Source organism: Mesorhizobium sp. BR1-1-6, from assembly GCF_020165355.1.
Lineage (GTDB): Bacteria > Pseudomonadota > Alphaproteobacteria > Rhizobiales > Rhizobiaceae > Mesorhizobium.
Genome location: NZ_JAIUHZ010000010.1, coordinates 14,208 through 26,844 on the forward strand (window position 1 = coordinate 14,208; position 12,637 = coordinate 26,844).

Consider the following 12,637-nt stretch of genomic DNA (forward strand, 5'->3'; position numbering starts at 1 on the left):
TATGGCCGGCGCCAACGAACGTACCGAGCGCAACCTGGTGAACGGGACCGCCGCTTCGGAAAGACTCGCCAGTTCGCTGTCGCAGAGCGAGCTGGACAGGCGCATGCGCCGCCGTGGCGAGGAATCGCGCTGGTGGTGGATCGTGCCGACGCTCTACATCATCGTCCTGCTGCTGCCGATCTACTGGCTCATCAATATGAGCTTCAAGACCAATGCGGAGATCGTCAATTCGCTGACGCTCTATCCGCATGCGCCGACGCTGCGCAACTACACCATCATCTTCACCGATGCGTCCTGGTATTCGGGCTACATCAATTCGATCACCTATGTGGTGATGAACATGGTGATCTCGGTCGCCGTGGCGCTTCCGGCGGCTTACGCCTTTTCGCGCTACCGGTTCCTCGGCGACAAGCATCTGTTCTTCTGGCTTTTGACCAACCGCATGGCACCGCCGGCGGTGTTCGCGCTGCCGTTCTTCCAGCTTTATTCGGCATTCGGCCTCATCGATACGCATATCGCGGTGGCGCTGGCGCACTGCCTGTTCAACGTGCCGCTGGCGGTGTGGATCCTTGAGGGCTTCATGTCCGGAGTGCCGAAGGAGATCGACGAAACGGCCTACATAGACGGCTATTCGTTTCCGCGTTTCTTCGTGAAGATATTCATGCCGCTGATCGCCAGCGGCATCGGCGTCGCCTGCTTCTTCTGCTTCATGTTCTCATGGGTGGAACTGCTCATCGCCCGCACGCTGACCACCACCGATGCCAAGCCGATCGCCGCTACCATGACCCGCACCGTGTCGGCGTCGGGAATGGACTGGGGGCTGCTGGCAGCCGCCGGGGTGCTGACGCTGATCCCCGGGGCGCTCGTCATCTGGTTCGTTCGCAACTACATCGCCAAGGGCTTCGCCCTGGGGAGGGTGTGACCATGAACCTCGACTTCTCCTGGATGGCGTGGACCTGGCCGACGGCCGCCTTCTTCGCCGTCATAGCGCTGCTGCTGGTCGGCATGGGTGTCTGGGAATATGCCTCGCCCGGCGGCGATCCGCGCATCGGCGTGCTGCGTTTCAAGACGACGCGCGGCGATCGTCTCTTCGTTTCGCTGCTTGGCAGCGCCTTCATCCATCTCGCTTGGCTGGGTCTTGTCGGACCCAGCCTGTGGTGGGCTCTCGCTCTCTCCGTGGTCTACGCCATCGGCGTCTTCCGCTACGTATAGAGGGGGAAACTGTTGGAGCGGCCGCTTGTTGGCGGCCTCTCCAGATCGCACTTGAAGTCTTTTCAAACGTGGAGGAAACACAATGCGACGGCAATTATTGACATCTACGACCGCCCTTGTCCTCTTGCTCGGCGTGGGCAACGCCTATGCCGGCATGGACGAGGCAAAAGCCTTTCTTGACAAGGAGATAGGCGATCTGTCGACGCTTTCGCGCGCCGATCAGGAAAAGGAAATGCAGTGGTTCGTCGACGCCGCCAAGCCGTTCGCCGGCATGGATATCAAGGTCGTGTCGGAAACGCTGACGACGCATCAATACGAGTCGCAGGTTCTGGCTCCGGCCTTCACCGCCATCACCGGCATCAAGGTCACGCACGACGTCATCCAGGAAGGCGACGTCGTTGAAAAGATCCAGACCCAGATGCAGACTGGCCAGAACCTCTATGACGGCTGGGTCAACGATTCCGACCTGATCGGCACCCACTGGCGTTACCAGCAGGTGCGCAACCTGACCGACTGGATGGCGGGCGAAGGCAAGGATGTCACCAATCCGAACCTCGACGTGAAGGATTTCATCGGCACCTCCTTCACCACCGCTCCGGACAAGAAGCTCTATCAGCTTCCCGACCAGCAGTTCGCCAACCTCTACTGGTTCCGCTACGACTGGTTCAACGACGAGAAGAACAAGGCCGACTTCAAGGCCAAGTACGGCTACGATCTCGGCGTTCCCGTCAATTGGTCGGCCTATGAGGACATTGCCGAGTTCTTCACCGGCCGCGACGTCGACGGCAAGAAGGTCTACGGCCATATGGACTATGGCAAGAAGGACCCGTCGCTCGGCTGGCGCTTTACCGATGCCTGGCTATCGATGGCCGGCAATGGCGACAAGGGTATCCCGAACGGCCTGCCGGTCGACGAATGGGGCATCAAGGTCAACGAGAAATCGCAGCCGGTCGGCTCCTGCACGGCGCGGGGCGGCGACACCAACGGCCCGGCCGCCGTCTACTCGATCCAGAAATATCTCGATTGGCTGAAGGCCTACGCACCACAGGAAGCGCAGGGCATGACCTTCTCGGAATCTGGTCCGGTTCCCGCGCAGGGCAATGTTGCCCAGCAGATCTTCTGGTACACGGCCTTCACCGCCGACATGGTCAAGCCCGGCCTGCCCGTCATGAACGACGACGGCACGCCGAAATGGCGCATGGCTCCGTCGCCGCACGGTGTCTACTGGAAGGACGGCATGAAGCTCGGCTACCAGGATGTCGGTTCGTGGACGCTGATGAAGTCGACCCCGACCGACCGTGCCAAGGCCGCCTGGCTCTACGCCCAGTTCGTCACCTCGAAGACGGTGGACGTGAAGAAGAGCCATGTCGGCCTCACCTTCATCCGCGACTCCACCATTCACGACAAGAGCTTCACGGAGCGCGCGCCGAAGCTCGGCGGCCTGATCGAGTTCTATCGCTCGCCGGCCCGCGTGCAATGGTCGCCGACCGGCACCAACGTGCCGGACTATCCGAAGCTGGCACAGCTGTGGTGGCAGGCGATCGGCGATGCCTCGTCGGGCGCAAAGAGTGCGCAGGAAGCGATGGATTCGCTTTGCGCCGAGCAGGAGAAGGTCATGGGCCGCATCGAGAGGTCCGGCGTCCAGGGCGATATCGGGCCGAAGCTCGCCGAGGAACATGATCTCGCCTACTGGAATGCCGACGCGGTCAAGGCCGGCAATCTCGCTCCCCAGCTCAAGATCGAGAACGAGAAGGAGAAGCCCCAGACCATCAACTATGACGAACTGGTCAAGAGCTGGCAGAAGTAGGACTGACCTATGCGGGCGTTCGCGCCCGTGTGAAATTCAGGGAGGCGGCACGTTGCCGTCTCCCTTCTTTGTGTCGTGACGGAGGAAGTGCGAATGAATGGCTTTGTCCTGGCAATCGACCAAGGCACGACGTCGAGCCGGTCGATTCTGTTCGACGGCGACATGAAGGTCGTCGGCAGCAGCCAGCAAGAATTCACCCAGCACTATCCTGCTTCCGGCTGGGTCGAGCATGATCCGGAAGATATCTGGGCCAGCGTCGTGGCGACCGTGAAGGGCGCATTGAAGAATGCCGGGCGGGAGGCATCGGACGTCGCCGCGCTCGGCATCACCAACCAGCGCGAGACGGTCGTCATCTGGGACAGGGCGACCGGCAAGCCGATCCACAACGCGATCGTCTGGCAAGACCGGCGCACCGCGCCGCTGTGCCGGAAGCTGAAGAAGCAGGGATTGGAAAAGACCTTCACCAGGAAGACCGGCCTGCTGCTCGATCCGTATTTCTCCGGCACGAAGATAGCCTGGATGCTGGACAAGGTGAAAGGCGCCAGGAGACGCGCCGAGAAAGGCGAATTGCTGGCCGGCACCATCGACAGTTTCCTGATCTGGCGCCTGACCGGCGGCAGGGTGCATGCCACCGACGCCACAAACGCCTCCCGCACGCTAGTCTACAACATCGAGAAGAATGCCTGGGACGACGAGCTGCTGGCCATCCTGAACATTCCGGCAAGGATGCTCCCCGAGGTGAAGGACTGCGCCGATGATTTTGGGATCACGCAGAAAAATCTCTTTGGCGCCGAGATAAGGATCCTCGGCGTTGCCGGCGACCAGCATGCCGCGACCATCGGCCAGGCCTGTTTCGAGCCCGGCATGATGAAATCGACCTACGGCACCGGCTGTTTCGCGCTGCTCAACACCGGCACCGACCTGGTGCGCTCGAAGAACCGGCTGTTGACCACGATTGCCTATCGGCTGAACGGCAAGACCACCTATGCGCTGGAAGGATCGATCTTCATCGCCGGCGCCGCCGTGCAGTGGTTGCGCGACGGCATCAAGGTGATCGGCAAGGCCGAACAGAGCGGCAAGCTGGCGGCCGAGGCCGATCCGACCCAGGACGTGTATCTGGTGCCGGCCTTTGTCGGGCTCGGCGCGCCCCACTGGGATGCCGAGGCGCGGGGCGCGATCTTCGGCCTGACCCGCAATTCGGGGCCGCCGGAGTTTGCCCGCGCCGCGCTCGAATCCGTGGCCTACCAGACGCGCGACCTGCTCGATGCCATGCGCAAGGATTGGAAGGGTACGGCGGCCAAGACGGTGCTTCGGGTCGATGGTGGCATGGTGGCATCCGACTGGACCATGCAACGACTGGCCGACATTCTCGACGCTCCGGTCGACCGTCCGACCATTCTGGAGACAACCGCGCTCGGTGCCGCCTGGCTCGCCGGCTCGAAGGCGGGCGTGTGGCCGAAGGCGCGGGAATTCGCCAAGACATGGGCGCTCGACCGGCGCTTCAGACCGGATATGGAACCAGCGGTACGCTCGGCCAAGCTGGCGGGGTGGCGCGATGCTGTTCGCAGGACGCTGAGCGTGCCATAACCAACAGTCAGATCGGGCGAGGGGGAAATGAAGCCAAACTGGTACTCTGCTTGGCGCGCCGAGGCTATCAAACAACTTGAGGCCAAGAATAAGCGCTTGGAGGAAGAACTCCGCATCGGCCACTGGTCGCGCTATGACTTGAGCAACGGAAAGCTCTTGTTCTCCAAGGACGGAGCGATCAAGGTGATCACCGAAATCCAGATCGCCGGTTCCACGAATGTCAAGGCACAGAACTGGCTCTGGGCGTGGGCAAATTCAAATCTGCCCGATAGTCTTCTTAGAGATGCAAAGCTGGTTCGGTTCTTCGGCGAGAAGAACGGCATTGACGAACTGGCTCAGGCTACGTGATAGATGGGGATCAGCTGGAAGTGCTGGGTTGGGAATTGGCGGCCGTCACGGTTCGAATTTGCGATGCCGTCGGAGCGTACCGATCACCCCGTGGTGAAGGTGGCGCACTTTATTATATCTTCAAGACCATTAGTTGGGCCAGCTGATCACAGCCTGCCCGGGGGCCGTCCTCGCACGACAGAAAGCCCGCGCCATTTCCGGCACGGGCTTTGACTTTCTATCCCTCTGACGAACACTGTCGCCCATCAGTAGGGTGAAATGCACTGCTGGCGCGGGCCGTTATACGGCTGGAACGTGTTGTCGGATGCGCGGTAGGAACGGTAACGGTCATAGCACCACTGCACATGCGAATTGCCTTCATAGACGCGGTTCCGGTTGTTGGCGATCGCGCCGGTTATCAGCGCGCCAGTGGCGAAAGCAGCCAGCGGGAACCAGAAATCGCCGTGACGGCGATAGCCCGGGCGATATTCACGGTAGCCGCGATGGCCGTTCCAGTAGGCTCCGCGGTTGTCGCGGTAGAAGTTGCGGTTGCCGCGAAACTCGCCGCGGAAGTTACGGCGCCGCTCCCAGGGCCTGTACTGCACGGTCTGGACATCGGACGAGACCGATGCAGGCTGCGGCACATAGGCCGGTGCGGCTTCGACCGGCATGGCCGCCGCCACTGCGAACGAAGCTGACAGTGTGGTCGCCAGCAAACCCAACAGGACTTTGTTCATGATCTTCTCCTTGAGAGGTTGACGTCCCTTGTGGCGGAGGAAACGGACACGCTCGCGAATTGTTCCTGGAAAAAAAGGCAAGTTGCTGATTTGTAATGTTTCTCCGGTTTGGGATCGATGGAGGCCACAGGGTCTTCGCCTGGCTGGCAAAGGTTCGGCATGTCCTTGCCGAAACGGTCGGCCGGGAGAGCCGGCACGGCGGGAACGCATGGCTTGGTGGCCCCGTTTTTTCCGGTTGACCGGTCGAGGCACTCTCCCTATGTTCCGCGCAATTTCGAGGGCGCCGTTTCCAGCCCACGGGAGCGCGTAGCTCAGCCGGTAGAGCAACTGACTTTTAATCAGTAGGTCTCGGGTTCGAACCCCGACGCGCTCACCACTCAGTCCCGTGACAAATGCACGTTCAGGACAGCGGCTTTTTTGGCGATCAGTCCTTCCAGATCCGCGTCCGATCGGGTGGTGCCGGTGCGTTGGCGCAGCAGGGAGATCATCGCGCTCATCGAAAGCGGGGCGGTTTTTTGCTGAATCAGGATCGCGTCCACCGCGCCGGCAACGTCGGGGCCTTCCGCTGGTGCTCTCATGGTCGGATCCTTTCTGTCCAGCTCCGCCTCGGTGCCGCCGACCGATCCTCTGATGCCGCGGTCAAAGACGACGGCCAACCCGTTCTTGACGGCGAGGGCCGCGACCATGTCGTCGAGTTCGTGGTCCGAAAAGCTGCGGTCGGAAGGCGTGGGTTTCAGGATTCTGTGAATCACCCTGGCGGCCTGGTCCGTCGAAACATAGCCGAAGCGCTGTTTTCTAGCTTCGACATATTGTTCGATGATCATGTCAAGCCGGCGGGCTGCAATGTCCTTTGATTGCTGCATCGGAACCTCCTCGGGTCGTCATGGCGCGCAGGAGCAGCACCTAAAGAGATAGGGCCGCCCGGAAGAACATCAAACATGAGAAATGACGCATCTGCCGATGGCGGAGGAACGATCGCGCCGCTGATGCATTTTTGCCTTTGACCAGCTTATTGAGGGAACGCAGGCCAATGAAGATCGCCCATATCGCGCCGCTGTATGAATCCGTGCCGCCAAGGCTCTATGGAGGCACCGAACGCATCATCTCCTATCTCACCGAAGCTCTGGTCGGGCTCGGCCACGATGTAACGTTGTTTGCCAGCGGCGATACCAGGACCTCCGCCCGGCTGGTCGCGTGCCGGGAACGGGCGCTGCGCCTCGATCCCCGGCCGTTGAAGTCGGAGATCGCGGCGCATCTTTCGATGCTCGAGGAAGTCAGGAGACAGGCCGACGATTTCGACATTCTTCACTTCCATCTCAGCCACTTCCTGCATTTCCCGTTTTTCCGCCATATGCCGGAGCGCACGGTGACGACGCCGCATGGCAGGCTGGACTATGTGGATCTGGCACAGGCCTATGAGCGGTTCCCGCGTTTTCCGATGATTTCCATTTCACGCAGCCAGAGGACGAGGCTCGCGTCCGCCAACTGGTTGGCGACCATCCATCATGGGCTGCCGCTCGATCTCTATAGGCCGGATTTTGAAGCCGGCTCCGACGGCACATATCTGGCGTTCCTCGGCAGGATGTCGCGCGACAAGCGGCCGGACCGGGCGATCGAGATTGCCAGGCGCACGGGCCTGAGGCTCAAGCTCGCGGCCAAGGTGGGCGACGGCGACCGGGCCTATTTCGAGGAGGTCGTCCAGCCGCTGATCGATGGCGATCGGGTCGAATATGTCGGCGAGATCAGCGAGGACCAGAAGAGCAGGTTTCTCGGCAATGCCGCTGCCTTGCTGTTCCCCATCGACTGGCCCGAGCCTTTTGGTCTGGCGGTAATCGAGGCGATGGCCTGCGGAACCCCTGTCATGGCTTGGAGCTGCGGCGCCATGCCCGAGATCATCGATCACGGTGTGACCGGCTTCGTCGTCGAAACCCTCGAGGATGCCGTCGCCACCATGCCGGCCCTGCTTCAGCTCGACAGGCGCCGGATAAGGGCCGTTTTCGAAGGACGGTTCTCGGCCGACCGCATGGCGCGCGACTATGTCGCCACCTATTCACAGGCGATCGACACTCAACAAATCAGGGCTTCCTAGTACAGTGCCCCGTTCAGAAACAAGCACGGGACAGTCTTCTTGACCATCACCCAACTTGACGAGCGCAAGCTTGATCCCGCAATAGCCCTGGCCTCCCTGGACGAAACCGCGCCGAGGGAACCGCACCGGCTCTTCGCACTCAAGCATGGCGACTGCTTCGCCGTCGCCGATTCCTATGGCGACATACGCGGTGTGGGCGACGGCTTCTTCCGCGACGACACGCGCGTGCTTTCCGAATTCCGCCTCGCGGTGGGCGGTCGTTCGACGTCGTTGCTGGGCGCATCGCTGAGCCAGGACAATGTCCTGTTCACCTCCAACCTGACCAATCTGCCTATAGAGAGTGCCGGCGGCCGTCCCATCCCGCAAGGAGCGATCCACATCGAGCGTGTCAGGCTGCTGTGGGAGGACCGGCTGTATGAGCGCCTGACCCTTTCCAACTACAGCCAGGAACATTCGACCGTCCTGCTTTCGCTGCGCTTCGCCGCCGATTTCCGCGACATGTTCGAAGTTCGTGGCTCGACACGCGCCAAACGAGGCACCGCCCATACCGCCGAGATGGACCAGAACTCGGTTCTGCTTCGCTATGAAGGCCTGGACAAGGTGGTGCGTACGTCGACGATATCGTTTTCGCAGAAACCCGACGAATTGACCTCCGACCGGGCGGATTTCTTCATTGCAGTCACCAAACGCAGCCGCAAGACACTGTATGTCGAGGTCGGCAGCGAGATGGCCGATGTGCCCGACCGCGACCGGTTTCGCGCCGCAGCGGCGCGCGCGCGTTTCGGCATGCGCGCCAAGCGCCGCCATGGCGCAACGCTGCACAGTTCGGGCAGGGTGTTCAACGACTGGATGGAGCGCGCCCGTGCCGATGTGGCGCTGCTCACCACCGAACTTGCGACCGGCCCTTATCCCTATGCCGGCATTCCGTGGTTCTCGACGGCCTTCGGCAGAGACGGCGTGATCTCGGCGTTGCAGATGCTCTGGCTCAATCCCGGCCTGGCGCGCGGCGTGCTTGCCTTTCTCGCTCAACATCAGGCGACCGAAACCTCGCCCTTCAGCGACTCTCAGCCCGGCAAGATCATGCATGAAACGCGCAAAGGTGAAATGACGACGCTGAGCGAGTTGCCGTTCGGCCGCTACTATGGCGGCGTCGACACCACCCCGCTCTACGTTCATCTCGCCTGCGCTTACGCGGACCGCACCGGCGACATGGTCTTTATCGACGGCCTGTGGCAGTCGCTATGTGCAGCCGCCGAATGGATCGAGGCGGCAAGCGCTTCGACCGGATTCGTCACCTACCGGCGTGCGGCGGAGTCAGGCCTCGCCAACCAGGGATGGAAGGACAGCTTCGATTCGGTCTTTCATGCAGACGGTCGTATCCCGAAGGGGCCGATCGCGCTGGTCGAGGTGCAGGGCTACGTCTTCGCGGCGTTCCAGGGGCTGGCGAGACTGGCTCGCCGGCGAGGCGAGACAGAAAAGGCGGAAGGCTGGGAAAGGCGGGCCGAAGAGATCCGCCGGCGGGTTGAAAGTCATTTCTGGATCGAAGAGCTGGGTTACTACGCGCTGGCGCTCGATGGCGACGGCCGACCATGCGAGGTGCGCACGTCCAATGCTGGACATCTGCTCTATGTGGGGCTTCCGGATCCGGATCGGGCGCGGATCGTCGCCGATCAGTTGCTGTCGGCTTCTTTTCACTCCGGCTGGGGATTGAGGACGCTCGCCGACGACGCAATATTCTTCAATCCCATGTCGTATCACAATGGCTCCATCTGGCCGCACGACACGGCGATATGCGCGGCAGGCCTTGCGCGGTACGGCATTCGCGACAATGTGGTGCGGCTGATGAGCGGGACGTTCGAATCCGCCGTCCATTTCAACATGCGCCTGCCCGAACTTTTCTGCGGCTTCACCCGCGCACCGGGCGAGGCGCCGATCGCGTATCCGGTCGCTTGCCTGCCGCAGGCCTGGTCGGCAGGTTCCGCCTTCATGCTGATGCAGGCCTGTCTGGGCCTCCATATCGACGGCTGGGCCGGCGAAATCCATGTCACAAGGCCGCGCCTGCCAATCGGCATCGACAGCCTGGTCATCCGCCATCTCGCGGTGGCGGGCACGGCAGTCGACCTGACGTTCCAGCGTGTAGGAGATCGTGTGGGCGCGTTCCTGGCCGACCGCCATGAAGGGTTGGCGCCTTTGATCGTGCGCAGCTAAAAACCGGAACCATCACCGGCGACGTGCGTTGCACCATCTCCCCCGCGGAGAGGCGCGACCTAGGCCGGAGCAATTCACATCGATGCCAGACAACAATTTTGACTTCCTCCACTCTGCCTCCGCTCTATGGTTCGTCATTCTTGCCAGCCTCTGCGTTTCCCTTGTTGCCTTGGTGATTTCCGCGCTGCGATCCCGCCGGACCCCGTCGGAGCCGGCGAATGTCGAGCCTCCACCGGCTCGCGTCGTATTGCGGGAGTTCGAAAAGAATGGCCATTCCGCCGACGCGGCGCTCGTCAACTGGTCACCCTCGACACTGCGCGAAATACTGGCAAAGGAACTGCCGGACGCGCAAGTGATCGTCGTCTCCAACCGCGAGCCCTACATTCACAATCTCAGGGACGACAATGTCGACCTGGTTGTGCCGGCCAGTGGACTTGTCTCGGCGCTGGAGCCGATCACCCGTGCCTGCGCGGGGACCTGGATAGCCTATGGCGGCGGTTCGGCGGATCATCTAGTCGTCGACCAGAACGACCGCATCGAGGTCCCACCTGAGAACCCGTCCTACACGTTGCGCCGTGTCTGGCTGACCGACGAGGAACAGCAAGGCTATTACCTGGGCTTTGCCAATGAGGGTCTCTGGCCCCTGTGCCACATAGCCTTTACGCGGCCCGTCTTCCGCACGTCCGACTGGGAAACGTACGAAGCCGTCAATCGCAAATTCGCCGATACCGTCGTTGCCGAAGCGCGGAACGAACGCCCGATCGTCCTCGTCCAGGACTATCATTTCGCGCTGCTGCCGCGAATGATCCGGGAACGCCTGCCCGATGCGATCATCATCACCTTCTGGCACATTCCGTGGCCAAATTCGGAAGTCTTCAGCATCTGCCCCTGGCGGGAGAAGATCCTGGACGGCCTGCTGGGGAGCTCTATCATCGGCTTTCATACGCAGTTCCACTGCAACAACTTCATCGAGAGCGTCGACCGCTTCCTGGAAAGCAGGATCGAGCGCGAGGATTCGGCGATCTCCTATGGCGGCCAGACCAGCCTGGTCCACGCCTATCCGATCTCGATAGAGTGGCCGCCGGCTCAACTCGGGAAATTGCCCGCCATCGCGCAGTGCCGCGCGCGAATTCGCGAAAAATTCGGGCTGGCGGACAATGTCAGCCTCTGTGTCGGCGTCGAGCGCCTCGATTATACGAAAGGCATTCTCGACCGGTTTCATGCGTTGGACGAACTGTTCAAGCAACACCCGGAGTGGATCGGCCAGGTGGCCTTCCTGCAGATCGCGGCGCCAAGCCGTGGAACCTTGCCGGCCTACCAGCAACTGCACGAGGAATGCCTGCGTTGCGCGGCGGAGCTCAACGAGCGTTATGGCCGGGACGGCTACACGCCTGTCTTGATGGTGGCTGAACACCATTCCCAGGAGCAGGTCTACGAAATCTACCGAGCCGCCGATGTCTGCATGGTGACCAGCCTGCACGACGGAATGAACCTGGTCGCCAAGGAATTTGTCGCCGCACGCGACGACGAGCAGGGCGTGCTGATGCTCAGCATGTTTGCCGGCGCTTCCAAGGAGCTTCTCGAGGCGCTGATCGTCAATCCTTACGACGCGACGATGATGGCCGAGGCGTTGCTGCAGGCATTGACCATGGTGCCCGCCGAGCAGCGCCAGCGCATGCAGCGCATGCGCGAGATCGTCCGCGACAACAATGTCTATCGCTGGGCGGGCAGCATGCTTCTCGACGCCGCCCGCTTGCGCAAGCGAATCGCGATCGACCCCGCCGGGCCGGGCTCTGTTGCCGCGGCCAATGTGATATCGCTGCTTGATCGCAAACGGGTCGCGGCGCTGTGATGTCGGGATCGGCAAATCTGTCCGTGCCGACCGTCCCGCAAGGCCGATGGGCACTCTTCCTGGACATTGACGGTACGCTTCTGGAACATGCCGCCCATCCCGACGCGGTGGTCGTCGGCGATGCGTTGCGAGGCATGCTAACAAGGCTGGACGGGCGTCTGGCTGGCGCTCTGGCTTTCATTACAGGAAGATCCGTTTCCGCCGTCGACCGGCTCTTCCAGCCGCTGCGCCTACCGGCTGCGGGTCTATACGGCCTGGAGCACCGGCTTGTCCGTGACGGGCCTGTCGAGGCGGCCGACGAGCCCGCCGACATTGCCGCGCTTGCCGAGGAAATCGAGGCGGAACTGGACAATGTGGACGTCTATATCGAGCGCAAGGGCCCGATCCTGGCCATTCATACGCGTGCGGCGCCGCAGTTGCTGCAACGGGCGACGCAACTGGTCGAACAGGCCCTGGAGCGGCTTCCGCGAGGATATCGGGTTCTTGCCGGCAATGCCGGGGTGGAACTGATGCCGCTCGAGGCGGCCAAGGGAGCGGCAATCAGGCGTTTCTGCGAGTTGCCGGCTTTCCGGGGGCGGATTCCCGTATTCCTCGGAGACGACACGTCGGATGAGAACGGCTTCGAAGCCGTCAATGAAATGGATGGCATTTCGGTCCGCATCAAACCGCAAGGGAAAACCGTGGCGCGCCACGCGCTGGCCGATGTCGGCGAGACCCTGGCCTGGCTTGAATCCCTATGTCACGACCAATCGGGCACTGGCCGGTTTGAGGAGGCGGTCCAGCCCACTGTCCGGCAGAGTTGAGGCCGCAAAACGCAT

General features: G+C 61.9%; 11 protein-coding genes and 1 tRNA gene. 10 read left to right on the top strand and 2 right to left on the bottom strand.

Going from position 1 to position 12,637, the window contains the following annotated elements; translation table 11 throughout:
* Position 1: 1 nt before the first annotated feature.
* The 5 genes from LB545_RS19350 to LB545_RS19370 all read left to right on the top strand — a co-directional run bounded on the left by LB545_RS19350 (position 2) and on the right by LB545_RS19370 (position 4,954).
* Positions 2-922 (top strand): carbohydrate ABC transporter permease, encoded by a 921-nt coding sequence (locus LB545_RS19350; protein ID WP_140498790.1) that lies wholly within the window; start codon positions 2-4, stop codon positions 920-922.
* A gap of 2 nt (positions 923-924) precedes the next feature.
* Positions 925-1,212 carry a DUF2160 domain-containing protein gene (locus tag LB545_RS19355; RefSeq protein ID WP_140498788.1) on the top strand — a complete coding sequence of 96 codons (288 nt, stop codon included), beginning with the start codon at positions 925-927 and terminating at the stop codon, positions 1,210-1,212.
* A gap of 82 nt (positions 1,213-1,294) precedes the next feature.
* Positions 1,295-3,019, top strand: coding sequence for an ABC transporter substrate-binding protein (locus LB545_RS19360; protein WP_140498786.1), 1,725 nt, complete (start codon positions 1,295-1,297; stop codon positions 3,017-3,019).
* A 93-nt stretch (positions 3,020-3,112) separates the two neighbouring features.
* Positions 3,113-4,606 (top strand): glycerol kinase GlpK, encoded by a 1,494-nt coding sequence (glpK, locus tag LB545_RS19365; RefSeq protein WP_140560931.1) that lies wholly within the window; start codon positions 3,113-3,115, stop codon positions 4,604-4,606.
* A 27-nt stretch (positions 4,607-4,633) separates the two neighbouring features.
* Entirely contained in the window at positions 4,634-4,954 is a 321-nt protein-coding gene (locus LB545_RS19370; RefSeq protein WP_224705659.1) for a DUF6882 domain-containing protein, read from the top strand.
* 245 nt (positions 4,955-5,199) lie between these two features.
* On the opposite strand, the gene LB545_RS19375 is transcribed toward LB545_RS19370, so the two are convergent.
* Entirely contained in the window at positions 5,200-5,670 is a 471-nt protein-coding gene (locus LB545_RS19375) for a BA14K family protein (RefSeq protein ID WP_224705661.1), read from the bottom strand.
* Positions 5,671-5,970: 300 nt separating this feature from the next.
* On the opposite strand from LB545_RS19375, the gene LB545_RS19380 reads away from it, so the two are divergent.
* Positions 5,971-6,046: transfer RNA gene (locus LB545_RS19380), tRNA-Lys, on the top strand.
* A gap of 1 nt (position 6,047) precedes the next feature.
* Here the strand turns inward: LB545_RS19380 and LB545_RS19385 are convergent.
* Positions 6,048-6,533, bottom strand: a complete 486-nt coding sequence (locus LB545_RS19385; protein ID WP_140525342.1) for a hypothetical protein — start codon at positions 6,531-6,533, stop codon at positions 6,048-6,050.
* A 167-nt stretch (positions 6,534-6,700) separates the two neighbouring features.
* Here LB545_RS19385 and LB545_RS19390 point away from each other — a divergent pair, with 167 nt between their 5' ends.
* From LB545_RS19390 to otsB, 4 genes are all read left to right on the top strand, one after another.
* Positions 6,701-7,759, top strand: a complete 1,059-nt coding sequence (locus tag LB545_RS19390; protein WP_140564501.1) for a glycosyltransferase family 4 protein — start codon at positions 6,701-6,703, stop codon at positions 7,757-7,759.
* Positions 7,760-7,804: 45 nt separating this feature from the next.
* The gene (locus LB545_RS19395; protein WP_224705723.1) at positions 7,805-9,967 is read left to right on the top strand and encodes a glycogen debranching N-terminal domain-containing protein; all 2,163 of its coding nucleotides are present in this window, start codon (positions 7,805-7,807) and stop codon (positions 9,965-9,967) included.
* Between the two features lie 82 nt (positions 9,968-10,049).
* A complete protein-coding gene (locus tag LB545_RS19400) occupies positions 10,050-11,819 on the top strand; it encodes a trehalose-6-phosphate synthase (RefSeq protein WP_224618617.1) in 1,770 nt (589 codons plus the stop codon).
* Complete coding sequence (otsB, locus tag LB545_RS19405) at positions 11,819-12,622, top strand: trehalose-phosphatase (RefSeq protein ID WP_224705663.1); 804 nt, start codon at positions 11,819-11,821, stop codon at positions 12,620-12,622. Before LB545_RS19400 ends, otsB begins: the two co-directional genes overlap by 1 nt.
* The last annotated feature ends 15 nt before the right edge of the window (positions 12,623-12,637 follow it).

Bases quoted from the DNA above. Each gene is read 5' to 3' on its own strand.
- LB545_RS19360 (WP_140498786.1), top strand. From the start codon at position 1,295: ATGCGACGGCAATTATTGACATCTACGACCGCCCTTGTCCTCTTGCTC.
- LB545_RS19370 (WP_224705659.1), top strand. From the start codon at position 4,634: ATGAAGCCAAACTGGTACTCTGCTTGGCGCGCCGAGGCTATCAAACAA.
- LB545_RS19375 (WP_224705661.1), bottom strand. From the start codon at position 5,670: ATGAACAAAGTCCTGTTGGGTTTGCTGGCGACCACACTGTCAGCTTCG.
- LB545_RS19385 (WP_140525342.1), bottom strand. From the start codon at position 6,533: ATGCAGCAATCAAAGGACATTGCAGCCCGCCGGCTTGACATGATCATC.
- glpK (WP_140560931.1), top strand. From the start codon at position 3,113: ATGAATGGCTTTGTCCTGGCAATCGACCAAGGCACGACGTCGAGCCGG.
- otsB (WP_224705663.1), top strand. From the start codon at position 11,819: ATGTCGGGATCGGCAAATCTGTCCGTGCCGACCGTCCCGCAAGGCCGA.
- LB545_RS19400 (WP_224618617.1), top strand. From the start codon at position 10,050: ATGCCAGACAACAATTTTGACTTCCTCCACTCTGCCTCCGCTCTATGG.
- LB545_RS19350 (WP_140498790.1), top strand. From the start codon at position 2: ATGGCCGGCGCCAACGAACGTACCGAGCGCAACCTGGTGAACGGGACC.
- LB545_RS19355 (WP_140498788.1), top strand. From the start codon at position 925: ATGAACCTCGACTTCTCCTGGATGGCGTGGACCTGGCCGACGGCCGCC.
- LB545_RS19390 (WP_140564501.1), top strand. From the start codon at position 6,701: ATGAAGATCGCCCATATCGCGCCGCTGTATGAATCCGTGCCGCCAAGG.